Origin of the sequence: Pseudarthrobacter scleromae, from assembly GCF_014644515.1 — a bacterium.
In the GTDB taxonomy this organism is placed as follows: domain Bacteria; phylum Actinomycetota; class Actinomycetes; order Actinomycetales; family Micrococcaceae; genus Arthrobacter; species Arthrobacter scleromae.
This window is the reverse complement of sequence record NZ_BMKV01000004.1, coordinates 354,684-379,388: the sequence shown is the minus strand read 5'-3', so window position 1 is coordinate 379,388 and position 24,705 is coordinate 354,684. Positions and strand designations below refer to the sequence as shown.

The 24,705-nt window shown below is 64.5% G+C and carries 17 protein-coding genes; 9 read left to right on the top strand and 8 right to left on the bottom strand.

The window, feature by feature from the left end:
* Positions 1 to 267: 267 nt before the first annotated feature.
* Positions 268 to 1,347 (top strand): N5-glutamine methyltransferase family protein, encoded by a 1,080-nt coding sequence (locus IEX33_RS12590; RefSeq protein ID WP_188730643.1) that lies wholly within the window; start codon positions 268 to 270, stop codon positions 1,345 to 1,347.
* Between the two features lie 146 nt (positions 1,348 to 1,493).
* Here IEX33_RS12590 and IEX33_RS12585 read toward each other — a convergent pair whose 3' ends face one another.
* Both IEX33_RS12585 and IEX33_RS12580 read right to left on the bottom strand, forming a co-directional pair.
* Complete coding sequence (locus IEX33_RS12585; protein WP_188730641.1) at positions 1,494 to 3,149, bottom strand: thiamine pyrophosphate-binding protein; 1,656 nt, start codon at positions 3,147 to 3,149, stop codon at positions 1,494 to 1,496.
* 119 nt (positions 3,150 to 3,268) lie between these two features.
* On the bottom strand, positions 3,269 to 3,772 hold the full coding sequence (locus IEX33_RS12580) for an Lrp/AsnC family transcriptional regulator (protein WP_188730639.1): 504 nt from the start codon (positions 3,770 to 3,772) through the stop codon (positions 3,269 to 3,271).
* 93 nt (positions 3,773 to 3,865) lie between these two features.
* Between IEX33_RS12580 and hisC the strand changes: the two genes are divergently transcribed.
* Together hisC and IEX33_RS12570 are read left to right on the top strand one after the other, a co-directional pair.
* The gene (gene hisC, locus IEX33_RS12575) at positions 3,866 to 4,963 is read left to right on the top strand and encodes a histidinol-phosphate transaminase (RefSeq protein WP_188730637.1); all 1,098 of its coding nucleotides are present in this window, start codon (positions 3,866 to 3,868) and stop codon (positions 4,961 to 4,963) included.
* A 44-nt stretch (positions 4,964 to 5,007) separates the two neighbouring features.
* A complete protein-coding gene (locus tag IEX33_RS12570; RefSeq protein WP_188730635.1) occupies positions 5,008 to 6,420 on the top strand; it encodes an amino acid permease in 1,413 nt (470 codons plus the stop codon).
* A 1,898-nt stretch (positions 6,421 to 8,318) separates the two neighbouring features.
* Here the strand turns inward: IEX33_RS12570 and IEX33_RS12565 are convergent.
* The 3 genes from IEX33_RS12565 to IEX33_RS12555 form a co-directional block, all read right to left on the bottom strand.
* On the bottom strand, positions 8,319 to 8,906 hold the full coding sequence (locus IEX33_RS12565) for a DUF7255 family protein (protein ID WP_188730633.1): 588 nt from the start codon (positions 8,904 to 8,906) through the stop codon (positions 8,319 to 8,321).
* A 189-nt stretch (positions 8,907 to 9,095) separates the two neighbouring features.
* Positions 9,096 to 9,896, bottom strand: a complete 801-nt coding sequence (locus IEX33_RS12560; protein WP_188730631.1) for a hypothetical protein — start codon at positions 9,894 to 9,896, stop codon at positions 9,096 to 9,098.
* Between the two features lie 60 nt (positions 9,897 to 9,956).
* On the bottom strand, positions 9,957 to 10,706 hold the full coding sequence (locus IEX33_RS12555) for a FadR/GntR family transcriptional regulator (protein ID WP_188730629.1): 750 nt from the start codon (positions 10,704 to 10,706) through the stop codon (positions 9,957 to 9,959).
* 96 nt (positions 10,707 to 10,802) lie between these two features.
* Between IEX33_RS12555 and IEX33_RS12550 the strand changes: the two genes are divergently transcribed.
* The 6 genes from IEX33_RS12550 (at position 10,803) to IEX33_RS12525 (ending at position 16,859) form a co-directional block, all read left to right on the top strand.
* Positions 10,803 to 11,681: a carbon-nitrogen hydrolase family protein gene (locus IEX33_RS12550; RefSeq protein ID WP_188730627.1), complete on the top strand. Its 879-nt coding sequence runs from the start codon at positions 10,803 to 10,805 to the stop codon at positions 11,679 to 11,681.
* Between the two features lie 9 nt (positions 11,682 to 11,690).
* Complete coding sequence (locus IEX33_RS12545) at positions 11,691 to 13,040, top strand: APC family permease (protein WP_188730625.1); 1,350 nt, start codon at positions 11,691 to 11,693, stop codon at positions 13,038 to 13,040.
* A gap of 48 nt (positions 13,041 to 13,088) precedes the next feature.
* Positions 13,089 to 13,868, top strand: coding sequence for a carbon-nitrogen hydrolase family protein (locus tag IEX33_RS12540; protein ID WP_188730623.1), 780 nt, complete (start codon positions 13,089 to 13,091; stop codon positions 13,866 to 13,868).
* 346 nt (positions 13,869 to 14,214) lie between these two features.
* Complete coding sequence (locus IEX33_RS12535; protein ID WP_188730621.1) at positions 14,215 to 15,504, top strand: hypothetical protein; 1,290 nt, start codon at positions 14,215 to 14,217, stop codon at positions 15,502 to 15,504.
* A gap of 284 nt (positions 15,505 to 15,788) precedes the next feature.
* Positions 15,789 to 16,415 (top strand): hypothetical protein, encoded by a 627-nt coding sequence (locus tag IEX33_RS12530; RefSeq protein ID WP_188730619.1) that lies wholly within the window; start codon positions 15,789 to 15,791, stop codon positions 16,413 to 16,415.
* A gap of 177 nt (positions 16,416 to 16,592) precedes the next feature.
* Complete coding sequence (locus IEX33_RS12525) at positions 16,593 to 16,859, top strand: hypothetical protein (protein WP_188730617.1); 267 nt, start codon at positions 16,593 to 16,595, stop codon at positions 16,857 to 16,859.
* Positions 16,860 to 16,862: 3 nt separating this feature from the next.
* On the opposite strand, the gene IEX33_RS12520 is transcribed toward IEX33_RS12525, so the two are convergent.
* From IEX33_RS12520 to IEX33_RS12510, 3 genes are all read right to left on the bottom strand, one after another.
* Positions 16,863 to 20,012 carry a UvrD-helicase domain-containing protein gene (locus IEX33_RS12520; RefSeq protein WP_188730615.1) on the bottom strand — a complete coding sequence of 1,050 codons (3,150 nt, stop codon included), beginning with the start codon at positions 20,010 to 20,012 and terminating at the stop codon, positions 16,863 to 16,865.
* Complete coding sequence (locus IEX33_RS12515) at positions 20,009 to 22,522, bottom strand: PD-(D/E)XK nuclease family protein (protein WP_188730613.1); 2,514 nt, start codon at positions 22,520 to 22,522, stop codon at positions 20,009 to 20,011. The genes IEX33_RS12520 and IEX33_RS12515 overlap by 4 nt, the downstream gene beginning before the upstream one ends.
* Positions 22,523 to 22,933: 411 nt before the next feature.
* Positions 22,934 to 24,616, bottom strand: a complete 1,683-nt coding sequence (locus IEX33_RS12510; RefSeq protein ID WP_188730611.1) for a nuclease-related domain-containing DEAD/DEAH box helicase — start codon at positions 24,614 to 24,616, stop codon at positions 22,934 to 22,936.
* Positions 24,617 to 24,705 lie beyond the last annotated feature (89 nt).

The following is a 24,705-nucleotide window of genomic DNA, read 5'->3' as shown; positions in this document are numbered from 1 at the left end:
GACAATGCAGGTTGAACGGCTCCAGCGGCCATCAACCAAGCTCGGTTCGCGGCCGGATGACAGTCCGGAATCCTGGGCCGTCGCCCTCTATGTCGTGGATTACCGCCGCAATCGTCAGTCGCCGATCGGCTCCTCTGACGCATGGAATGGACCTTTATCAGTACCGACACGCCAGCTCCCGTTGGAATCCCGACAGACCCCAAGCCCGCGCACATAGCTGCGGTGGAGCAGCCCGCCCTCGTAACCTGGGTCGAGGCTGGTGCGAGCATGACCGCGCGATGGCGTTCGGCGAACGGCAGGCCGGCGCCGGGGCGCGTCGAAGTTGTCTCCGACTCTTTTACGGCCGATGATGCGATCCGGATGGCGTCACAGGGGATCGCGATGCTCTGGCACGGTGACTTCCAGAACGCGCGGCAGATCCTCAACGCCCTGGACCGGCGGGTAGGCGCCGGAAAGAAGATCGCAGGAACTCCGGCCGAAAAGTTTTACCGGCATCGCCAGTCCCGCTCGCATCGTGCACGCATCCTGGGCCTGCTGCTGATTCCCCTTGATCCGGGCCCGGTGATTCCGCTGCGCCGCGCACCGGACATCCGGCAGGCCGCCGTTGAAGCGTACGGTGATATCGGCGAATCTTCCGTGGTGTCCCTGCATGAGCTAGTCGGGGCAATTGGCGCCCACGAGTGGCGACGGAATGGCGTCTACGTCGATGCCCTGCAGGGCCGCATCCACCCGCACTACGGCACGTTCTTCCCCACCCGAAGCGAGTACGTGGAGCTCGTGGCCGCCGCTCCGCTGCCGTCTGACACGCTGGCGTTCGACGTCGGAACCGGCACCGGGGTGTTCGCTGCCGTCCTCGCGCGCCGTGGCGTCCACCGCGTGATCGCGACGGACAATGAGCCGCGTGCCATCGCCTGCGCCGCTGAGAATTTCCGGAACCTCGGCCTCCAGGACCGTGCTGAGGCCGTCCTGACCGACATGTTCCCGCCCGGGCGGGCACCGCTCATCGTGTGCAATCCGCCCTGGATTCCGGCCACGCCGCATTCCAGCCTGGACAGCGCCGTCTATGACCCCGGGAGCAGGATGCTGTTCCGCTACCTGAACGAACTCTCCGACCATCTAGAGCCGGGTGGTGAGGGCTGGCTTGTCCTCTCCGACCTGGCCGAGCACCTTGGCTTGCGGACGCGTGAGGACCTGCTGGCCGCAATCACGGCGGCCGGGCTGAAGGTGGTGGAACGGCTCGACACCAGGCCAACGCATCCGAAGGCGTCAGACCATGACGATCCTCTCTTCGAGGCGCGCGCGGCCGAGGTCACGTCCCTCTGGCGGCTTGTTCCCCGCATGTTTTGAGTAGTCGAACCGCGGCACTTTGACACGGACACGCCGTGGATTGCGCCGTTTCGGGCCGTGCCAGCGTCAATGTGCCCCACGACGGCGTCCTGCCAGGTGTTCGGCGGCAGGCCGCTGGGGGAGCCCGGGCCTGAGCTGTGACCTAGTTAGCCCGCCACCGCCGTCGCCTCCTGCTTGGCCTGCATCCACTCGCTCAGCCACGGGGCGCGGACGCTTGAGGTGATCCGGCAGTCGGCCACGAAGGTTCCCTTGGCGCCGGCATCGATCCAGTCCTGCAGCGCGGACAAGTCTGAAAGCGAGCGGATGATCGCCGACTCTGCACCCAAAGCGCGGGCAACACCGCTGAAGTCCACCTCGGGGATCAGCATGGGCTTCTCGGTCAGGCCCTGGGAGCCGTACTGGTGGATCTCGGCCCCGTAGGCGGCATCGTTGTAGATCACCACGATCGCACTCCGGGCCGCGCCGATGAGCGATTCGAGGTCCGCCAGCCCCATCAGGAACCCGCCGTCCCCGGAGGACAGCACCAGGGTGCGGCCGTCCTCCACGGCACGGGCGGCCCCGACGGCGCTCGCGAGTCCGAGCCCGATGGACTGGAAGGCGGTCCCCACCATCACCAGGTCCTGCGGCCGCGGAATGTTCCAGTACATGGGTGCCCAGCCGATGAAGTGCCCGCCGTCCTGCACTACCGTGCGGCGCTCCGGCAGCACGGCATCCAGCGCCGTGGCAAGGGCGCGCGGGTCCAGCCGACCGTCCGCGGTTTCCGCGGATCCGGGGTGGTGGACCGGTCCTTCGGCGAGACGACGGCGGGCTTCCGCGCGCCAGCCGCGATCCGCAGGTCCGCCGTCCAGCAACTGCAGGAGACGTGCCGCGGCCGTCTTCGCGTCCGCGCTGACGAACAGGTCCACCCGCGGGTGCGTCGGCTCCACTGCGGTGTCGATCTGGATGACCGTGCTGTCCGGGCCGAGCAGGTGCCCGAACCGCATGGTGAACGGGCTCAGGCTCGCCCCGGCCACCAGGACCACGTCCGCCTCGCCCATGAGCCCGGCCGCGGTGTCGGTGCCGAAACCGCCGGCCACGCCCAGGTACCCCTCGCCATTGAGGAGGTTGAGCGCCAGGGCGGTTCCGGCGGTCAGTGCGCCGAGCCGGTCGGCGAGCTCGCGGAGCTCCGGGCCGGCGCCGGCGAGGTGCGCACCGCGGCCGGCCAGGATCAGCGGCCGCCTGGCACCGGCGAGCAGGCGGGCTGCCTTCCCAAGGCCGCCGTCGACTTCGTTCGTCACCTTCGGTGCGTGCGTCGCCGGAAGCTCCTCGTCCCCGGCCTCGAGGGACGCAAGGTCGTAGGGAATGGCAAGGACGACGGCGGTGCGCTTGGTGAGTGCGTAGTCCACCGCCTGCCGGGCGATGGCGCCGGCGGTCTCTCGGGTGACGGTGAAGGTGGCCGCGCCGAGGCCCGCGGCGATGGCCGCCTGGTCCACGTCTTGCGGCCGGGCACCGCTGGTGGGGGCGTCGCCGGTGACCAGCACCACGGGGATCTGCGCCTGGACGGCCTCCGCGAGGGCGGTGAGCGCGTTGGTGTAGCCGGGGCCGTAGGTGGTGGTGCCCGCGGCGAGGCGTCCCGACGTGCGGTAGTAGGCGTCGGCCGCGGCGATCGCGGCGCCCTCGTGCCGGACGGCGGTGAAGCGGAGGCCCTGCTGCTCCGCGGCGTCCAGGAAGTAGACGTTGCCGTTGCCCATGACGCCGAAGACGTCGCTGACATAGCTGCTGAGAACCTGCGCCACGCGGCCGGAGACGGTAAGAGTAGTCATGCAGGAAGCGTGTGGCCTGCATTTCACATTTGCAATACCCGCGGATGATGCTGGGACTTTTGGCAGCAGTGGGTTCTTGTAGTGACAATTTGCCCACTTGCGGCGCTCGTCACCCGCATCTAGTCCGACGTGCGGGTTTCCTGCTCGGACAGCCGGCTGATGAGCCCGTCGTAGCGTGGCGGCATCAGTTCCATGACGGAGATGGCGGTGCTGGTCCGCTGGATCCCGTCGATTTCCAGGATCTGGTTGGTGATGCGATAGAGATCGGCCGTGCCGCGGGCCACTACCTTGGCCATGAGGTCCGCGTCCCCGGTGGTGGCGTGCACTTCAATGACCTCCGGGATGGCAGCGAGCCCGCTTTCCACCGAGCCGAACCGCGTCTGGCTGATTTCCAGCGAGAGGAAGGCCATCAGCTCGTAGCCCAGTGCGGCGGGGTCCAGCCTCCGGCTGAAGGAGCGGAGGGCGCCGCTGCGCTCCAGCCGTGCCAGCCGGGCGTGGACGGTGTTGCGTGCGACGCCGAGGGTCCGGGAGAGTGCCAGGGCGCTGGCTTCGGGGTCCTTGTCCAAGGCAAGGATGATGCGGCCGTCGAGTGAATCGAGGGTACGGGGGTTCGCGATGGTCATATTTTCACCACAGACATTAGAAGTTGAGCAGAAGTCCCAATGGCTAGAGCGTATCTTGCAATGTGGGCCGGGTCACTTCCATGATCAATCCTCATGACCCCCGATCAACTCCTGACTGCACCGGACACCGCGCTGCCCGCCCTTCGTGGCGCCGTCGCCGGCCTTCCGTCCTACGTCCCCGGTCGGCGCAGCGCCGGCGCGGACATCGCAGCCCTCGCCAGCAACGAAAGCCACTATGACCCGCTGCCCGCAGCCGTCGCTGCGGTGGCCGAAGCGGCCGGCAGGATGAACCGCTACCCGGACATGGCCGCCGTCGAACTCCGGGAACGGATTGCCCGGCACCTGGGCGTCACCGCCGCAGAGGTTGCCGTGGGACCCGGCAGCGTGGGCGTCCTCCAGCAGATCATCACCGGACTGTGCGACGCCGGGGATGAAGTGATTTTCGCATGGCGCTCCTTTGAGGCCTACCCCATCCTGGTGGAGCTGGCGGGCGCCCGGCCGGTCCGCATCCCGCTGGACGACGCCGAGGGCCACGACCTCGACGCGATGGCTGCCGCCGTCACTGACCGGACGAAGGTGATCCTGCTCTGCACCCCGAATAACCCCACCGGCGTGCCGATCAGCCACTCTCGCATCGAGGCCTTCCTGGCCGCTGTCCGCTCGGACATCCTCGTGGTGATCGATGAGGCTTACGTGGAATATGCCGAAGCGGGCAGTGACCCCGATTCTTTGGCGCTCTATCGCCAGTACCCGAACGCATGCATCCTGCGCACCTTCTCGAAGGCCTACGGACTGGCCGGCCTGCGGGTGGGCTACGCCGTGGCGGGGCCGGCGATCGCCGAGGGGCTGCGCCGGACCGCCCTTCCCTTCTCTGTGAGCGCGCTGGCCCAGAAGGCGGCCGTCGCATCGCTGGACGCGGGGGAGGAGATGGAAGCGCGGGTGGCTGCCGTCAGGCAGGAGCGCTCCCGGATGGCGGCTCAGCTGGAAGCCCAGGGCTGGAAGCTGCAGCCGAGCCAGGGCAACTTCCTGTGGATCCGGGCCGATGACGATCTCCTCGCGAGGCTGGTGGACGCGTTCAACGGCGCGGGCATCATGGTCCGGGCGTACCAGGGGGACGGGGTGCGGATCACCGTTGCGGATCCTGCCTCGAACGACCGCGTGCTCCGGCTCCTGGAAGCCCACTCGGCCTGAAATTTTATCCCCAACAGTTCCACCTACTAACTAGAGGAATCCTCATGGAACAACAGACAAAGACGTCTGCCCGCGCGCTCGGCGCGGCCCTCAAACCCCGCCAGCTCACAATGATGGGCCTCGGCAGCGCCATCGGCGCGGGCCTCTTCATCGGCTCCGGCGCCGGCATCCAGGCGGCCGGCCCGGCCGTGCTGATCTCCTACCTCGTGGCCGGCACCCTCATCATCCTGGTGATGTGGGCCCTCGGCGAGATGGCCGCGGCCAACCCGGACAGCGGTGCGTTCTCCGTCTACACGGCCAAGGCCTACGGGCCGGTGGCCGGTGCAACCGTGGGCTGGCTGTGGTGGATCCAGCTCGTGGTGGTCATCGCGGCGGAAGCGCTTGGTGCGGCAGGCCTGCTCGCCACCATCTTCCCTGCCCTGCCGGTGTGGCTGATGGCCTTCGTGTTCATTGTGGTGCTCACCGCCGTGAACCTCACCAGTGTGAAGAACTTCGGCGAGTTCGAGTTCTGGTTCGCCCTGCTCAAGGTGGCGGCCATCGTCGCGTTCCTGCTGGTGGGCTTCGCACTGCTCTTCGGCTTGGTGCCCGGCGTGCAGTCGCCGGGCCTGTCCAACTTCATGGGCGACGGCTTCGCGCCGAGCGGTTTCGCCGGTATAGCCACGGCGCTCTTTGTGGTGGCGTTCGCGTTCGGCGGCACCGAGATCGTATCCGTGGCGGCAGCTGAGACCGCCGAGCCTGCCCGCAGCGTGAAGAAGGCAGTCCGCACCGTGCTGTGGCGCATCCTGGTGTTCTACATCGGTGCCATCTTCATCATCGCGGCCGTGGTTCCGGTTGGTTCGGAGGGGCTGAAGAGCCCGTTCGCCGCCGTGCTGGAGGCCGCCGGCATGCCCGGTGCGGCCACCGCCATCACCCTGGTAGCCGTCGCAGCACTGCTCTCCGCGCTCAACGCCAACCTCTACGGCGCCTCGCGCATGGCGTACTCCCTTGCGGAGCGGGGTGAAGCACCTCGCGTGCTTGCTGCAGTGTCCAAGGCCAGGGTTCCGGTTGTGGCAGTGCTGGCCAGCGTTGCCTTCGGTGTTGTCACGGTGGTGCTGGAGCTGGCGTTCCCCGAGATGGTCCTTGGTGTCCTGCTGAACATTGTGGGCTCGACCTGCCTGCTGGTGTGGACGTCCGCGCTCCTGGCCCAGCTGGCGCTGCGCCTCCGTGCCGACCGTGAGGGGACGGAACTTCCCCTGCGAATGCCCGGCTTCCCTTGGCTCACGTGCTTTGGCCTGCTCATCCTTGCGGCGATCTTCACGGTGGGCTTCATCGGCGAGGACTCCCGTCCCCAGCTCCTGAGCACCTTCGGGCTCGTGGCGCTGCTGGCTGTGGCGAACTGGCTGAACCACCGGAAGAGGGACGCTCAGCCGCGTGTCGAATCTTCTGAAGGTGACCAGCAGCTGGTGCTGATCGACTGAATCAGCCGCCGCGATCCCTTTTTCGGGTTCAGAGCATACGAAGGGCGCGTCCGGTTTGCCGGACGCGCCCTCCGCATTCAACCATCCATCGTCACCTCGCAACGGCTTGGCAGCTTGAGGCCTATGAATTCTTATCGAGGCGCCTGCTGACGGATACCGTGCTGACTAAGCCCTGTCAGGTATCCCGCACCTAGAAAAAGTGTCAGCCACAACTGCCACATAGGCTCACGCCCCAGATCCGTCCACGGGATTGTCCCTACGCCGACGCCAACCAGCACTCCCAGCCCAAACCAAAGGAGGGCTGCGATGACAACAGACCTGACGCCCAAGCCTGATCCAAGAGTGACTCCGGCCAGAAGCAGTCCACATCCGGACCAGACCATCAAAAAGACCCGCAGTGAATCTTGTGTCTGTCCACCTTCTGGCCACAGCAGGACTGGAACCACAACGGAGACAACTACAAATGCAATCACCCGAGCCGTGCGACTCCAGGTGTTGGTGCTCGTTTCTCGCGAGGTTTGAATCGACATGATTGCTCCTTAGTAAGGTCCGCACCGGACGATGCGGGTAGCAGGAAGACCTGTTGCAGCAATTGAGGCTTACGCACCAAGGGCACCCGATTGTTGCGCATGCTATGCAGGTAGACAAAATTCCGCAGGCAAATGCGCATCCGTAACAGCATGATTGGACGCATCCCCAGTTCTGTTCGTCGCACCTGCGGTACATACAGTCAGGGCAGCCATTAGCTAATATGCCAGGCTCGTCGGCCCTTAAAGCGCTGATATCAGTTGCAACGCCGTCGTCTGCTTCGGCTATGAGTTGCGATGTTTGGGCTCCAGTGACTTGGTAGACCCGCGTAAGTTGCCGCTTGCCTCCCGACCTGGTCGTGACGGTGTAATTGGCCACCACAATCTCATCGAGAACGAAAGAGACAGCAATCATGCTGCCTCCGTCAGCCAAGTCATGACGGACGCCTTTGACTGAAGCTGTGCCAATGACTTCTTCCGATGCCTCAATTCCGCGAAGCTGTGGGCTTGTCATCATTCGCGCAGATTACTGCATAGGTTTCAGTGCCATTAGCTTTTTCATGTGCTCAGAACGGGAAGACTCACGCCATGCCGACAGTGCTTGGGATGCAGTGAGGTTCACTTTCGATTTCCCCGTCAGCTGGTCAAACCAGTGCTGGTTTCGAAGGTTTTTCTGTGGGCTGGCGACAGCTGATGTGCCGCTGCCGCTCAAGATTGAAATTCCCAGTACCGCACCCACGGCACTTTTCACGAAAGAGCGCCAGCTCGGGACCTCTTTGTATTCGTTGCCCCTTCCTGCTTTAGCCGGCCAAGTTGCCGTAAAAGTTGCCAGCCGCCACGCAGACCCAACCTGGATGCCAGCGCGAATTCCATTCTCGCGCCCGTCCTCACAAACGTGGATCCCTTATTTATTTCAACGAGTGTTGGAGTCCATGGGGCATCGTGCCCGTAAGCTTCCACTCGCCAGGCGACCATCTCGGGTGCCGAGAGGTTCATAACCTCAAGCTTTCCGTGGCTTGCATCCGCGACACCTTCGGCGATTCGGCTGCAAGCCATGCACCCGGCATCAAAGCCCAGAACTAATCTGCTATTCAAAATTCCCCCCAATAGAAGACGGCATGCTGTCGCATGCCGTCAGGGGACCACCCTCTTTGAGATGACTAAACATGTCAAGTCAATTTACAGAATGATGTTACTAGGAACTCTCAGTGCGATGAGGTAGATGCCCTGGACAGACCTGAGAGCTGTTTGCCACTGGCGGTCGGGGATGCGATCCCTTGAATGAAAGGTTCGGAAGCGAGCGATTCGTGGGGAACGAGCCTTCCGGCAAGGTCTTTCCGTCCTAGGGACCGGGAACGTAGCATAACGGCCTCAGATGGAGAGAGCTCGAGCGATCCTGTCCCGATGCCTTGGATATGCCTCTGCTCCATCGTCGTCGATCGCCGGCACTCGAATGACAGGTGGCAAGCCCATCGCCGAGGCGGCCAAATCACGCAGCGAGTCGTAGTAGGCGCGCTGCCTCGTCCTTGAACCCGGGTTGGGGAACCCCTTGGCGAGCTTGGAGGCCCGATACTTGTCGGCTCGGACGGCGTTGCGACGGCATAGGTCAATGTATTCGTCGCGGTCGAATCCGAGGGCTGCATCCGGAGGGTAAGCGTCTAAGGTGATTAGCCGCCAGCTTGAGAAGTGTTGAAGTTCATCAACTTCAATGATGGTGCCGGTCGGCTTGTGGAGTAGGTCGCCTCGCAACACATTAGAACGCCCAGCGGCATACGGGGCAGCGTCGCCCTCAAGCGCCAGAAAGATATCGTGGAGGGACCTAACTGCGTCGGCCGCCTCTGGTGGGAGGCCGAAGTGTCCCTGCTCAGTCATCCACGTAAACGAGTAACTCTGCGTGAGCTCGATGCCATCAGCTGCGGCTGCTGCCTTGAAGGCCAGTTCGGTGTCTCCTCGTGCCATGCTGCTTACCATAACTGGGTCATCCTGTTACGTTAAGCCCTTCGCGGGGGAAACGGTCCGCACGAACCAATTACCCGATTCTCGATCGTGGCGGCGAATAAACACTTCCCCTGGTCTGGCCGTATGGCCAGAATTTCGGAGGTCTGGGCCGGACATGGACCACCGTGTTCGCAACGCGCCGAACAGAGGTTACGCTCGGCCCGTGGCCTTGAGAGGCTGGTCAGCGGCCCTGCCCTTTTCCAGTGTTTTGACCAAAACGTCAAGATTCTCTTCCAGCTCTTTTAGTCGATGGTTTTGAGCGACAGCCGGCACTTGGAGGTCCTGAGCAAAGCGCCCCAACCAGAGGGCAAGGTCTTCAGGGGTCTCGCTCCGAAGGTCTTCGCGATACCGCTTCCGGAACGTGGCGAATCCAGTGACAGTTGGTATGGGCTCGGTGCTGCCTAAATCGACCATAAGCTCGGCGACGGCCCGCTGCTCTTCTCGCCAAAAAATAAGGTCGAGTCCGGCAGAGCGGTCAGAAGCAAAAGTACGTGCCAAGCGCGCGACATCTGCCGCAACCTCGCGGGTATCCGGGTCGGATTGAAAGAGTAACAAGTTGGTACGGCTGTAAAGGAGTTCTTGAAGTGCCCAGTACCTAGCGAACCTATGGAGTGTTCCAAGAAGGGCCACATCACGTCGGTGGTCGTCTTCACTGTTGAGGTAAGCAAAGAAGTTTTGGTTGCGAATATTGTAGATTCGGCGCTGCAAATCATTCGCAGCGAGCAGGAGCGGCTCCCGAAGGTTATCTAGCTCAGCCCTCGCACTCAGATGCCGCTCGTGATGTGCCTTCTCCGCATCAAGGCGGTCCTTCAGGCGTATAAGCGCTTCGTTGTTTTTTGCTTGGCCTCGTTGCGTTCTCAGGCTCGCTGTCGCGGCAATTAGTGACGCCACAACCGAAGCGGCGAGAGCGAAAGAGGCCGTGACAACGACTGCAAGAAGGGCAGAATCCATGCCTCATGGTAATCCTCGAACTCGGCAGGCTGGGCTCGGGTCTCCTTTACAGAAGAAGGCTTAATCTTTACCTCGCGCCAGCCCCATAAACATTGTCCGGTGCAGGATGTCCACGTGCTTCCGGGAAACCTCTACGGCTTCCTCAACCTCGCCGGCGCGGAGGGCAGCCACCAGTGTGATGTGGTCCTGGTTGGACTTGTGCAGCTTCTCGATCGGGTAGGGGATGAAGTAGTCGTACAGCTCGGCGAGCGTCTCGTGATAAACCTCGACGGCGGAATCCAGGCATGACGCAGTACCCACCAGTTGATGGAACTGCTCGTCCATCCGGTGGTAATAGGACCAGTCGGTTGCATCAGCCATTTCGCGGGTCAGCCGCTCCAGTTCGTCCAACTGCTCGTCAGTGGCATTGACCGCCGCATAGTGTGTTACCGCGCATTCGAACAGCAGCCGCCGGTCCACCAGTCGGTTCACCGCCTGGGACTCCGCAGGCGATGCGGAAAGTGACGCCAACACCTCGGTAGGAGGCGAATCCGCCACAAACGTTCCGCCGGCCCGGCCGCGCCTGCGCACCACAACGCCTTGCTCGGCAAGGCTCGCCAAAGCACGGCGAGCCGTGATCGGGCTGACCGAGAGACCCAAGGCCACGTCCTCCTGGTCCGGCAGCCGCTCGCCCGGCTTCAGCAGCCCCAGTGAAATCGCCATCCCGATCCGCATCCGCACGGCATCCATGGCACTGCGGCGCTCCATCCCGGGCATCCTGCCGGCGCCGAGGCGCGAGTGCTCGGCGGTGTCCTCCAGCTGACGGGTCATATCCGCTACTTTACGGCCCACACCAGCCCTCTTCCCTTTATTGGATCATTCTGATCTAATATAACCCGGATCACACCCCAACGCGGAGACAAACCCATGCAACGCATCCTTCCCCTCATCGCTGCCCAGGCCCGGCCGCGGCTCATCGGCGAGCCCGTCTCGGCCTTCGCGGACGAGGTCAAAGCAGCCCTCGAAGCCCAGCCGCACAGCAAGCTGGTGGTCTTTCCCGAGCTGCACCTCTTCGGCGACGAAAACCCGGACCTGCAGCGCACGGAAATCCTTCAAGAATCCGCCGAGCCCCTGGACGGGCCACGGGTCAAAGAGCTCAAACAGCTAGCGAAAGACCTCAGCATCTGGCTGGTCCCCGGCAGCGTCTGCGAACGCGGCCCGGAAGGCCAGCTCTTCAACACCCAGCTGGTCCTGTCCCCGGAAGGGGAGCTGGCCGGCTACTACCGCAAGATCTTCCCCTGGCGCCCGTTCGAGCCCTACGATCCCGGCGACCGGTTCACCACAGTGGACCTGCCCGGCATCGGCAGGGTGGGCCTGAACATCTGCTACGACGCCTGGTACCCGGAGGTGTCCCGCCAGCTCGCCTGGATGGGCGCCGAGGTGATCCTCAACGTCGTCAAAACCACCACCCCGGACCGGAAGCAGGAACTGATCCTGGCCAAGGCCAACGCCATCGTGAACCAGGTCTTTATGGTCAGCGTCAACTGTGCCGGCCCCACCGGCAGAGGCCAAAGCATCATCGTGGACCCGGAGGGCACCACCCTCGCCGAGGCCCCGGACGATCAACCGCAGCTGCTCACCGCGGAACTGGACCTCGCCGCCGTCGACCGCGTCCGCACGCACGGCACGGAGAACCTCAACCGACCCTGGTCGCAGTTCCGCGAGGGGGAGCCCGCCGTCGAACTTTCCGTCTACCAAGGCCGGATCAACCCGGCCACCTGGACACCGCCGTCCTACAAGCCGTAAGGAAACACCGTGACAACAACCCTCACCCGCACGCTGAAGCTGCCCTCGCTGGTCCTGTTCGGGCTGGCGTACCTGACCCCCATCATCGTCCTGGGGATCTTCGGCATCATCGCCGAAACCACCGGCGGCGCTGCGCCCGCCGCGTACCTCGTGGCGCTCGTGGCCATGCTGTTCACCGCGCACAGCTACGGCCGGATGGCCGTCGCCTTTCCCGTGGCCGGCTCCGCCTACACCTACGTCCGCCGCTCCATCGATTCCCGGGTGGGGTTCCTGGTGGGCTGGGCCGTCCTGCTCGACTACCTCTTCTTGCCCATGGTCATCTGGCTCATCGGCGGGTCCTACCTGAGCGCCCAGTTCCCCGGCGTCCCCATCGGCGTCTGGATCGTGGGCTTCATCGTCATCACCACGCTGCTGAACATCCTGGGCATCAAGGTGGCGGACAAGGCCAACTACGTGTTGATGGCGTTCCAGCTGCTGGTCCTCGTGTTCTTTGTGGCGCTGGCCATCGGCAGCGTGGTGTCCGCCAACGGCGCCGGGGGACTGGCAAGCGGGCAGCCGTTCTTCAATAGCACCGCCAGCTTCGCCACCATCTCCGCCGGCGCGGCCATCGCCGCGTACTCGTTCCTGGGGTTCGACGCCGTCACCACCCTCACCGAGGAAACCATCAACCCGCGCCGGACCGTGCCGCGCGCCATCATGCTGGTGGCGCTCATCGGCGGCGGCATCTTCGTGGCGGTGTCCTACGTGACCCAGCTGGTCCACCCCGGCGGCGTGTTCGAGGACTCGGCCTCCGCGGCCAGCTCCATCGCCCTGCAGATCGGCGGGCAGCTTTTCGGCGCCGTGTTCCTGGCCGGCTTGGTGGTGGCGCAGTTCGCCTCCGGCCTCGCCGCGCAGGCCAGCGCCTCCCGCCTGCTGTACGCGATGGGCCGCGACTCCGTCCTGCCCAAGGCCGTCTTCGGCAAGCTCAGCGAGAAGTTCCACACCCCGGTGGCGAACCTGGTGGTCACCGGCATCGTGGGCCTGATCGCGGTCTTCCTGGACGTGGCGACGTCGACGTCGTTCATCAACTTTGGTGCCTTCACCGCCTTCACGCTGGTGAACGCCTCGGTGGTGTTCCACTATGTGCGCCAGCACCGGGCCGGGCAGCAGCTGAACCCGGTGTCCTACGTGGTGGTCCCGGTGATCGGCGCCATCGTCTGTGCCTACCTGCTCTCCCGGCTGGACAGCAATGCCATTACGCTGGGGGTGTCCTGGCTGGTGCTGGGCGTGGTGGTCCTGGCCCTGATCACCCGCGGCTTCAAGGCCTCACCGCCCGAGATGACGGCCACGGAGAAGGCGACGGTCGAGGCAGCCGCCTGACGCTTGTTCAGTTTGTAGTGCGGCCGGTGAGCCGAGGGAGGACAGGTTGTGAGGATAGCGCTGGGGCAGCTGGAGTCGGGCGCCGACATCCACGCCAACCTCGCCGCCATCGACAGGTTCGCCGCCGAGGCAGCGAGCGACGGCGCCGTGCTGGTCGCCTTCCCGGAGTACGCCACCTACGAAAAGAAGAAAGTGGACGCGACATTCCCCGCGGTCGCCGAACCGCTGGACGGCCCCGTCAGCCGGGAGCTCGCGGCCATTGCCCGCCGCCACCGCATCGCGCTGGTGGCGGGCGTGGTGGAAACCTCGGACGAACTGGGCCGGGCGTACAACACGCTGGTGGCTTACGGCCCCGACGGCGGCCGGCTGGCTTTCTACCGGAAGATCCACCTGTTCGACGCGCAGGGCTTCGGGGAGTCCACGTTCATCAAGCCCGGCCCGTCCACCGACCCGGTGGTGTTCGAGCATGGGGGAGTGCGGTTCGGGCTGATGACCTGCTACGACCTGCGGTTCCCCGAGCTGGCCAGGTCACTGGCCGACGCCGGCGCGCAGGTCCTGCTGGTGTGCTCGTCCTGGGTGCCGGGCGAGCATAAGACAGAGCAGTGGCTGGCGCTGAACGCGGCGCGGGCGATCGAGAACAGCGTGTATCTGGCGGGGGTGTGCCAGGCGCCGCCGGTCTCGGTGGGGCATAGTGTGCTGGTGGATCCGATGGGTGTTGTTGAAGCTGACCTTGGGCTGGAGGCCGGGGTGCGGGTGGTGGAGGTGTCGCTGGAGACCGTGGACCGGGTGCGGGAGTCGTTCCCGATGTTCCGGCAACGGCGGTTGTAGGTGCGGCCGGGTGCCAAAGCCCGTGATATCAAGAACGACCCGAAGGTGCGGTAGTACTGTTTTCGCGGGGGACAGAACTTCCTTGACTGTGCTCCAATGAGGCCTCATTGGGGTCACTCGTCCCGGGCGGGCCGAGCAACGCCACGAGTGGGCGGCCACTTGAGCTCTACTAGAGCCCTACTGCACGCCGGTGGGAGACACTTGGTCGAGGAGTTTGAACGCGCCGCGTCCTGCCAAGCCAGGATCCATGAATACAATCACCAGAGATTCAGGTGTCACCGGCGGTTTCTCACCTATCAGCCGCATTCACACCTCCTGGAGAGGTGCAATCACAGAGGAGTAAGCGATGACCGATATCGAAAGCATCACGTTGGAGGCGGAGCTCGTCGGAGAGGACGCCACGCGTGATATCGCAAAGGCGGTGAGTGCTCGTCACACCATTGCTCGTAAGTACGTCATGAGGCTCCGTCGGCGGCACCCGGAGGCGACGCCGGCCGAGGTTATCCAGATGTTGGAGCGTCACTACGCGACGTCGATCACCACCGCTGGCGCCCTTATCAGTGCCGGTGCGATCGCCGCTGACATTGGGATCGCAATGATCCCTGGAGTAGGGGCAGCGGCGGCCGGTATGAAAAGTGCAGGTCAACAGGCCGCCAAGAAGACAGTCCAAAATGCCGCCAAGAGCGCTGCGAAACAGGCCGCAAAAAACATGGCGATGAGTACTGCGAAGAACGGTGCACAAAGGGCTGCGGCGCTACTTCCAGCCGGCGATGAGCAACTGCAATTCGAAATAACGGCGGTTTTCGCGCTCGCTATTGCCGATATCCACGGGATGGATCTCGACAAAGATCAAGCTCTTGCCCTCGTCTACGGACTTTCAAATGAACGCGTTAGCCAGAAACAGATCGCGACGATGGCCACAGACCTATCGAGCTCGGCGGTCGAAGGTGTCGTCGTAGGTGGCAACACTGCTGCGGCAGGTCGCGCGGATTGGTCGCATTGGGCGAATACGCTCGCCGATAGCCTTCCTGGCGGCGCCGCGCAGAGTCTGGTTCGTACCATTGAGACCGGTGAGCTAGACACCGTCCGCCAAAATTTGAGCGGAAAGCAGCAGGCCACGATCGAATATGGCGTCGGAGCCATAACGGGAGGCGTCACGCGCTTCGTGTTCGGCCGCGACGTCGTGAACGCGGCCCGGGCCGCGTTCGCCGAAGCTCCGGAGGTGTTCCCCGAGCACCTCGTCATTCCTGCCGGGCCCGAGGCAGAGGATGGCGATGCCGACCAGAACCGAGCTCTCGCAGCCATGGAGGACGCCGCGAAGCTGACGGGGAATTGGATTGCGGGTACTGCCACCACGGTGGGAGGCGGCGTCGCGACGGGCGCTGCGGCAGTCGGTGCAGGGGTGGCAACCGCGGCCGACACCGTGTCACGGGTGTTCCGGAGCGTAGACATCGACGGCGACGGAATTCCGGACGAGCCCCAGGCGCTCACAGCAGTCAAGGGTGTCGGCGGTGCCATCGCAGGAACGGCAGGCAACATCGGTGGGAACGTGGCGGGACTCTTCAAGCGGAGAAAGCGCGGCGAACACGCGACGGACGGGCCGGATGCAGGAGTCGACGAAGCGGTCAAGGAGTAAGCCTGAGGTTGGGTCTGCCGAGCGCGGTGGAGTTGGGCGTCCGCGAAGCGAGCAGTCCAGCATTACCTATTGGGGCAAGCCTCGTAGACACGTTGGGAACCAGCTGGCTCGTCGGGCGATGCTCCATGCCGCGAGATCCGGGACCGGAATGGCGCGTCGTAGTCGACCGCCCTTCGCATCCATATATGGTTCGAGGGGACTTGTCACGGTTGTCTGGTGCGGCTAGACAACCCCGCGTAATTTCGAGGGTCTCGATGTCGAACGAAGCTGGAGATTGAATCGTCATGAAGTTTTTCAAAGCACGGGTGTTGCTTTGGCCGGCCTTGCTGCTTTTGGTGCTGCTGGGCGGGGGAACGGTCGCCGCATTCGCATCCGGTGGACTTAACGCCCTCGCCCTCAAGTCCCTGTTCAGCAGCAGCTCCAGCGAACGTGATTCCCAAGTGGTTCAGGCCGTCACGCGCGTGCAAGAGGTTGCCTTGCTCAGCCTTCACATCGAGGGCATCGACAGGTACGAAAGCAATAGCGAAATTTTCGGCGTTGCCATCCCGGCGACTGAGAAAACCACTCTGCTCCAGTACAAGTTTAACGCGAAATTAGGCGTCGACGGGTCACGGGTAAAGATCGAATCCACAGGTCCGAAGTCGTTTCGTGTGACCGTGCCAAAGTTCACCGGCATAGGCTTCGACAATCCCCACTTCGAAGACCCCCTTGAGCGCGGCAACCCTCTCAGTTGGCTGTCTGAGCCGGCCGCCCAAACGCGGATGGTCAACAAAATTCTCAGCGATGAGAACAGGCAAATGTACATCTCCCAAAATGAAGAAGCCTTGAAAGATCAAGCCAAGGTGTTCTACCGGGGAATAATTGCCGGCGTCGCTCCCGAAGTTACCCTCGACTTTGAGTTCGCAGGGTAGATGCCCGCAGCGTCGCCGCTTAGCCTCATGAAGTGCTCGCGGAGGAGCTGACGGTAGCTCTAGACGACCCCATGACCCTCCCAACGAACGGTCAAAGCCACCCTTGAAGGGCACCCGAGGTAACTTACAAAAAATCTAGATGCGCTCTTTGTCAGGGCGCGGGCCTACAGTGCTCCCATGACTCCCGACGAAACGGCCCCAAGCCCGGAACCGAAGAGGAAGCGCGCCGTCTCGCGGGAGTGCCCGGTGTGTGGCAGCGAGGCCTGGCGGATTGCCTATGGAATGATCATGCCGTCGGCGCGCGAAGCAATGCCAGAGAACACCGAGTTCGCCGGATGTTGCATCGACATGGAAATCCGCGAGTACCCAGCCACCGGTAAGACGGAGATGGGCATACCCAAATGGGCCTGCCAGAACCCGGAGTGCCGTCACCGCTGGTGGTGAGCCCTAGCTGATCCGGAACACCTTCCCAAGTGCCGGCATGTGGATCAGGGTTTCGACAACGGGCCGCCCCGTGATGGACTCAATCGCTTCGGCATACCCCCGCATCTGGCCGATGTAGTTGTCCTTGATGTGACCGACAGGATCCTTGCCGGGGTAGGACTTGTGGTCCACGAGGACATAGCCGGCTGTCGTCTCCAGCAGGAGGTCGATCCACCCCTCCATGAGCTGGTTGTCAGCATTCCGCCAGGCAACCGACTGCTCGGTTGTGAGCTTCGCGCCCGGGTAGTGCTGGTGCAGGAAGGCGAGCATCCGTTCACCGGCCTCCACCACGACACCCGGCTCGACGGCGGCGGACGCGCCCCAGCGGTCCAGGAGCCGCTGCGCGGCGCTGAGTCGTACGGAGGCATCCATGTCGCCGAGAGGCAGAGCAAAGTATCCGTGAATGGCGGAGCCCACGTGATCCCAGTTGGAGGCGCCGTGGGGGATCAGCTGCGGCCCAAGGGCGGCCGCCTCGGTGACGTCGGCTGCGAAGCCGAAGCTCGCCAGGGAACTGGCGGTTACCCTGGCAGGTTTATACGAAGCCGGCGCGTCGACGGCGACGCCGTCCTCGTGCTCGACCGTGGCGTCGTCACCGGGATCGGCTGGTCCATCCGCGGGCTCGTAGCTGAACGCCTCCACGGTGAGAGTGTGCTCGCCGTAGCGCCCTTGGACGGTCAAGGTTCCTTGGTTCCCGGCTCCCTCAGTCCACTCCACAATCGGGCCTGTTCCGAGCGAGTTCAGCGAAGCCGGCGCGGCTTTGGCGGCCGCCAGGCAGGTCACGCTGACGGAGCGCGTGAGGCCCACGTACAGCACCCGCGCCGAGTCGGCCTGGCGCCGTGCCAGGACCCGCTGCGCGACAGCCGAGGAGTCGGCCACTCCGGACAGCGGCTTGAACCCCTTTTTACCGAAGGGCCACGGCCAGAATCGAATCCAACGTCCTGCGAGAGGGTTGCTGACGTCGATCTCATCGACTCCCTCGACAGCCACGTCCCACAGCTTCGCGGTGATATCGGTGTCGAGGCTCGCCAGCACGACGGCCGGCCACTCCAGCCCCTTGGCCTTGTGGTAGGTCAGTACGTTCACGACGTCGTCGCCGAAGTTCTCGCTGCCGGTGCTGTCGGCGTCTGCGAGGAAATTGAGCGAGCCGCTCAGCGTCACGGGCTTGCTGAGTGCGGCACACGATTCGTAGTACTGCTCCAGCAGCGAGCGCAGCGCGTCCAGATTCTTGAGCCGGGTTCCCGGGTTGCTCCACGTCTTGATGAGGCGGGCCAGCCCGAGGCGCGCTGTGACCTCTTCCAGCATCTCGGTCGGCGTGCACAGCTTGGCCAAGTGGCGGAGCTCAACCAAGCCGGACACCAGCGGGTCGCTTGCCCAGCGCTGGAGCTCTGCTGTCGGCTCCTCGGCGTCGAACAGGGCCGGGACCCACCGGCCGAACTGGGGATGGTCAGGATGCAGGTGTGCCAGCTCAGCCAGGGCCACGGTGTCGTCGTCGGACGCGACGAAGGCCATCCCGGCGCGGACCAGCTGGATTTCTCGTGCGGCGAACAACGAGGAGGTGTTGGTGGTTGCCTTAACACCTAGCGCCGCCAGTTCTCCGGCGATGGCAGCCACGTCTACATTCGTCCGGGCGAGGACCGCGACGTCGGACCCCTTGAATCCCCGGCGCTGGATGAGATCCACGACGCCGGCGGCGACGGCCCGCCGCTGCTCCGGTACGGTTTTCGCTGCTAGGGTCCACGCCTCCCGGGCGCCGCCCAGGGCGTTCTTGGGATGGGACTCATCGCGGCGGGCTTCGGGGACCGTCAGACGGACTTCGTCCTCGCCGAGCTCCGGGAACATGGCGAGGCTGATCGCGTTGGAGAGGTCGATGACGGCTTCCTTGGACCGCCAGGAATCATGAAGCTGGGTCTTGCTCTCAACCCGGGCGGCCACGGCCTTCATCAGCTCCGGATCAGTGCCCCGGAATTCGTAAATTGCCTGCTTCGAGTCGCCTACCCAGACCACCTTGTGCACCAGCTCGGCGAACTTGGTGAACAGCTGGAGCTGCAGCGGGCTTGTGTCCTGGAACTCATCCACCACCATGAACTTGATGCGTCCGGTGATGGAGTCGCGGAACCCTTGGTTGTTCTCCAGCAGGTCTAGCACCAGCGTTTCCTGGTCGACAAAGTCGATGAGTCCGTACTGCCGCTTGAAGTCCGCGAACCGGTCCAGGCAGGCAGCGGCGCACGCAAACACCAATTCGGTGAACTCCCGCAGCTCGGTCTGGAAGGCCGGGTTGGAGGCCAGATCGACGTCGACCGCAGAAGTGTAGCTCTCCAGGTGCCGTTTGGCGTGTGCGTTCGGGACGCCGGCCGCCTCGATCCAGAAACGCCAAGGAGCATCCTCTGGCGAGGCATGGGTCAGGACCGGCTCCAGCAGGGCGATCGAGGCCAGGAGGTTCTTTAGTGGAGTCTTGCCGGATTCGGCGATCTCCGCAGCCAGCCCGCGAAGGCTCATGAGCCCCTGGAGGAGCTGGTTGGACCAAGTTGCGCGGTCGTCGAGACCGGCCGGACCCAAGACCTGCTGTAGTCCCTGCCATGACGCCGCGGCGGAGTGCGTCAGCGCCGAGGGGGCAATCCTGTTGCTGCGGGCGGCATCCGTGATGTCCCGGACGACCTTGCGCCAGTCAGGGCCGGTGCCCCGGATGTCGGCTTCGCCGTCGTGTCCCAGCCGGCGGGCGAGAGGCTGGATCCGCGGAGTGAACTCTGCGAACACGGCGTCCGTGGCGAGCTGGAAGATCCGGAACTGTTCATCTTCGGCGATAATCTGCAGGGCCGGCGACAGCCTGGCGTCGACCGCGTATTCCCGGAGCAGCCGGCCGCAGACGCTGTTGACGGTGCCCACCATGCTGACGGACATTTGGCGTGCGGCGTCGGGGCGTTCCTGGCCGAAGAGTTCGGCTTGGACCCGGTCGATCAGTTCGGCGGCGGCCTTCTTAGTGAAGGTGGTGGCCAGGATCTGGCTGGGCTTCGTCCCGTTGTTGATGGCCCGGGCAATCTCGCCCATCAGGCTGTGGGTCTTGCCGGTGCCGGCGCTGGCCGTGATCATACTGACGTTGTTCAGGGCGTGGTTCATGACAGGTCCCCCTTGAGGCCGCAGAGTGCGGAGAAGTCGCAGAAGTTGCAGGGCGGCTTCTGGTAAAGCCGGTCGTCTGCCGTTGCCGTGTCCCGTTGCTCGGCAGACGAGCCCAGTTCCTGACGTCCGGCCGCCAGGACGCGGCCGCCGACCACTTCCGAGATGGAGAATTCGGCGGCGCGGACCGAACGCCGCCAGGTGCTCCGGCTGGATGCGGGGCTGGCCAGGGCCGGGCCGAAGAGGGTGCTGGTCGAGGCGAACTCGCCCTGCTTGAGCATGTAGTAGGACATCGCTGCGTCTTCGGCGACGGTGGACATGGGGTCCGGACCGTCGTCCAGGGCCCAGTGGTAGAGGGCAAGCTGCATGGCGTCCCCCTGGGTGATTTCTTCGCGGCGGTAATTCGAACGGTTGGTCCACTTGAGGTCGATCACGACGGGTTCGGCTTGCTGATCCGCGGCCAGGACATCGATGTAGCCGGAGACCTTGACTTCGATCCGCGTCCCGTTGACGTTGAACAGGGCCGGCTTGCTGAACTCGTGCTCAGTGGCGCGGATGTAGACCCCTTGCGTCTGCAGGGCCTGGAAAAGCTTGATGACCGAGTTCTCGATGACGGGCCGGAGGCCGGCGAGTTTGCTGCCGTGGCCGGGCAGGAGTAGCTCCGAGGCGTAGTGCGGCACGAGTTGGTCCAGTTTGGCCTGGACTTCCGCCGGCTGGGGTACGGCGCGGTTCGCGGCGTAGAGGTCGCCGAAGAGTTCTTCGACGACTCGGTGGACCAGGGTGCCGATCATGGTGTTCCCGGTGGGCACGGACTGCGCGTCGCCTACCTTCAGCCGGCCCTTCTTCTCCAGAACCCACTTCATCGAGCAACCAATCAACGTGCTGAGCTGCGAGTAGGAGAGCTTGTCCGGCATGAACTCCGGCCGGGGACCCAGCTCATGGGATGCCGGCACCGGCCTAGTCTGGGCGGGCTGCACTGGTGTCAACGCGGCGGTTCGGCCCGCGAGGCGCCAGACACCGTCGCGCACCACCTTGGCTGGGGTGGTGCTGAAGGCCGAAATGGCGTGTTCCACCGCCTTCTTGTTCTCCTCCGGGGTTCCCGGTAGGGGCGTCGGGAGGGTGCTGAAGGCCAGTGAGGACAGCACCGGGTGGGCCTTGGTGGGCTCCCCGCTGATCTCCGCGGCGCGCACCAGCAGCAGCCGCCGGCAGTGCCGTGCGGCGTTCACCGCCACTGAGAGTTCCAGCTCTGCCAGGGCAGCAGGATCAGGCAGGACGACGCCGGCGCCGAGCAGGGCCTGGCGTTCGGCGTCGTCCCAGTGACGGGACCGGGCCTGGCCGTCATCCTGGCACCCCCACCAGACGAGCGTGTCGACGTCGTCGCACAGTTCACCGAGGCTGCGTAAGGTGACCCACGGCGCCGCCTCGCCGCCGGCCAGGGGGCTGGCACTGGCGGGAATGACGGATTCTAGGATCCGTGCGATGGTTTTGCGGGTTACCGGTTCCGGACCGTCGATCAGGGCCGTGAATTCATTGAGCTGGCTGAGGACGGATTCGAGTTGCGGGTAGAGCTGCACGCGGCGGCTGAGCTGGGTGCGCAGCCACTGTGCGCGTTCGACGACGGCGGTGCCGGTGACAGTTCCGTCGTCGGTCAACAGCCCGGTGCCAAGAAGCTGGTCCAGCTCTGCCGCTACGAGGGGGCCGAGGGTCTCGTCGTCGCTGATCTTTTGGATCGCCGCGAGCCATTCGTCACCGCCGGTCCCCGGCTGCTGGGACAGCGCGTGCAGCAGGTGCCTGGCCGCTGCCCGCCGGACGGGGCTGACGGGGAGGTTGAGGAACTCGCCCAGCAGTTGAACGTCCACTGGTCCCCAGATGACGGTGAAGAAGAGGGGAATGATCTGGTCCATGGCCCGCCACCGGGAACGGCTGCTGACACCGATCCGTGGCAGTCGGCGGCGCTGCAGCTCCTGGTCCAGCAGCGCGGTGCTCGTGGAGGCGACGACGGCGGAGCGATCCGTCGAGTGTTCGCCTTCGGTGGTACCGGCGGACGCGAGCCAACGGGCCGTGTGCTCCGCTGCTTCCCATTCGGTCCTGGCGACAAGAGCGGTCACTTCGCCCACGGGCTCCGTCGGGACGGACGGCTCCAGGACCGTCACGCCGCGGCGCTCCAGCGCGCCGATGAGGCGGTTCCAGATTGCGGGGAACGAGCCACGGGGGTGCTGGAGCTCAAACTGCGAGATTCCGAGCGGCCAGTGGGCTGTGGCTTCGCTCTCGAGCTCGTGGATGAGCTCAAGCGGGAAGTCGGCGAACGCCCGGTCGAGGGGGAGTCTGCTCTGTTCCAAGGCAGAGATGGCCTTCAGCTTGGGGGTGGACCCTTCAGGGGCGAGGCCCGACCATCCGTTGACGACAAGTTCGTCGCGCATGTTCAACAGGTCGATGGCCGTGGACCACGGATCGACAGAGAAGGAACCGTGGAACCAGGCCTCCGGGCTGTCCTGCTCCGCGAGCCGAGCCATGTACTGCCTGATCCTAGTGGAATGCCGCGCGTCGGGTCCGGTGAGTCCGAGGCGGGTCTGCAGGAGCTGCGCCAACCCCAAGGGACCGAGCCGGACCGTGCCGAGTGCGGAATCACGATAGGTCCATGGAGCGCGGTCCAAGTACAGGCCAAACAAAACGTTCACATCATCCCCCGGGACGTGTTGGAGCGACAGTTCCTAGATCATATGGGCAGGGTCTGACAAAGAACGGTGTGACGCGTTTGCTGCCACGGAGCAGCGACTGGTCAATGAACGTTGCATAGTTCTCCATGGGCGTCGGGCCACCGTTCCTGCTTGTTTGAACTGCTAGGACTGGCGTTAGCTGCCTCGCCGACAAATAGGGCCCGGCCTCTCTCCGGTCTGACGTTATCGCCCGGTCAGGACCGGCTTTCACCCTAAAACGAGGTTCGGTGGATTCCACGCCTGCGCACGTGACAACGCCACCTTCAGCTCCCGGCCGCCGGCCTCCTCAAGCAAGCCCGAGTCGCCGACGACCACCAGCAGGCTCCTTGCCCGGGACAGCCCGACGTAGAGCTGTTCGGCGGCCCGGTCCATGTCCTTGAAGCCGTTGACGCACAGCACCACCACCGACCGTTCCAGCCCCTTGAAGCCCAGAACATGGCCGTAGAATTCGGCTTCACCGGCGTGGAATTCGCGCCAGTAGTCCTCGGTGGCGCCGCGCTCGAAGAAGTCCAGATGGACTGGGTGCCGCTCCTTGGTGGTGAGGAGGGCAATCTGGTTGTTGGCCCAGCCTTCAGAGATGAGGGCCTCCACACAGTCGTCCGCGAGGCCTAGTGCCTCGTCCGTGGGGCAATCGACCACCCGTACCGGCAAACCTGTGCTGCCGCGGGGAGTGAAGTGCTCGCCGGCAAAGGGTCTGAACGTTTCGGCGATCTTTCGGGTGTTCCGGAGGTTCTCATCAATGTGGATGGGCACCAAGGCGGCTATCGGGCCGGAGGTGAGATCCGCCGTCGCGCCGCCCCACCGGCGATAGACGTCCTGGCGGTCGTCCATGAAGGCGTACACTTGGCCGCCGTCGGGGTCCTTTGTGCAGGCGAGCAGCGCGTCCCACCACAGCGGGGCGAAGTCCTGGGCTTCGTCGACGACGACGGCATCCAGCCGCTCATGCGGCTCCATGGTTGCCGCCAGCTCCTTCAGCAAGCGGGGCATCTCCACATCGAAGTACTCCTGCCCTGATCCGTCCGGAACCCCCAGCCCGCGCACGTATTCGTGAAACTCGCCGGTGAACACGGGCTTGGCCTGGCGCCAGGTGGAAACACGGTCCTGCAGGTACTGCCCGAGCCCCTTGTTGTAGCAGAAGAGGCCGACGCGTTTGCCCTGCCTGCTGAGCAGGCGCGCCTTCTCCACGGCCAGCCAGGTCTTCCCGCTGCCGGCACCGCCGGTGAACCGGATCCGGGGGAGTGAACGGGTTGCTTGCAGCAGGACGGCCTGACGCTCCGTGAGGTGGTCCTGGGCATCTTCATCCTCCTGGGGATTGCCGGAGGGCCCGACGGCGGCGTCCAGGTTTCCGCTCAGCTTGCGGACGATGCGCTCAAGGAAGACCGGAGCCAGCGGGGAGGCCCCGCCACCTTCGTTTTCTATTGCCCGGCGGACAAGCTCGGCGGGGGACTGGCTATCGGTCTGGTCTAGGATGAGCGAGCGGGGGCAACCGGCCATGGCCCAGTCACCCGGCACACTGGTGTAGGGCAGGCCGACCATGTAGGCGCAGCGGCTGCTTAGGCGCGAACCGAGCTGGTCCTCGAGCCAGTTCTTGAGAGCATGCAGCGAGCTTTGCGACTGCGCCACCGGGCTCAGTATCTTGCGCTTGTTGTTCCGGTCCGATTGGTACCACTGGCCGTCGGCGATGGTGACCTGGCCGCCTTTGACCTCGATGGCCGCCATGCCCACTCCGGGCCAGAGGACGAGGACGTCGATTTCGTATTCTTTCCGGCCGTCGCGTATTTGCACCGAATGGGCCAAGACAACGTCATCAGGAAGGCTTTTCTTCAGTGCGTCCCAGACGGCCTTTTCTGCCAACTGCCCCTCGCCGAATTCCGGTTCTCCGGTATGCACCTCATTGTTGCCCCTACACTGTTGAACCGGCTGTCCGGTTTGCGCTGTTCCAACGTTAGCGGGAAGCGCTGCTGGCCTTGCCGTGGCGA

Bases quoted from the DNA above. Each gene is read 5' to 3' on its own strand.
- IEX33_RS12590 (WP_188730643.1), top strand. From the start codon at position 268: ATGACCGCGCGATGGCGTTCGGCGAACGGCAGGCCGGCGCCGGGGCGC.
- IEX33_RS12585 (WP_188730641.1), bottom strand. From the start codon at position 3,149: ATGACTACTCTTACCGTCTCCGGCCGCGTGGCGCAGGTTCTCAGCAGC.
- IEX33_RS12580 (WP_188730639.1), bottom strand. From the start codon at position 3,772: ATGACCATCGCGAACCCCCGTACCCTCGATTCACTCGACGGCCGCATC.
- hisC (WP_188730637.1), top strand. From the start codon at position 3,866: ATGACCCCCGATCAACTCCTGACTGCACCGGACACCGCGCTGCCCGCC.
- IEX33_RS12570 (WP_188730635.1), top strand. From the start codon at position 5,008: ATGGAACAACAGACAAAGACGTCTGCCCGCGCGCTCGGCGCGGCCCTC.
- IEX33_RS12565 (WP_188730633.1), bottom strand. From the start codon at position 8,906: ATGGCACGAGGAGACACCGAACTGGCCTTCAAGGCAGCAGCCGCAGCT.
- IEX33_RS12560 (WP_188730631.1), bottom strand. From the start codon at position 9,896: ATGGATTCTGCCCTTCTTGCAGTCGTTGTCACGGCCTCTTTCGCTCTC.
- IEX33_RS12555 (WP_188730629.1), bottom strand. From the start codon at position 10,706: ATGACCCGTCAGCTGGAGGACACCGCCGAGCACTCGCGCCTCGGCGCC.
- IEX33_RS12550 (WP_188730627.1), top strand. From the start codon at position 10,803: ATGCAACGCATCCTTCCCCTCATCGCTGCCCAGGCCCGGCCGCGGCTC.
- IEX33_RS12535 (WP_188730621.1), top strand. From the start codon at position 14,215: ATGACCGATATCGAAAGCATCACGTTGGAGGCGGAGCTCGTCGGAGAG.
- IEX33_RS12530 (WP_188730619.1), top strand. From the start codon at position 15,789: ATGAAGTTTTTCAAAGCACGGGTGTTGCTTTGGCCGGCCTTGCTGCTT.
- IEX33_RS12525 (WP_188730617.1), top strand. From the start codon at position 16,593: ATGACTCCCGACGAAACGGCCCCAAGCCCGGAACCGAAGAGGAAGCGC.
- IEX33_RS12520 (WP_188730615.1), bottom strand. From the start codon at position 20,012: ATGAACCACGCCCTGAACAACGTCAGTATGATCACGGCCAGCGCCGGC.
- IEX33_RS12515 (WP_188730613.1), bottom strand. From the start codon at position 22,522: ATGGCTCGGCTCGCGGAGCAGGACAGCCCGGAGGCCTGGTTCCACGGT.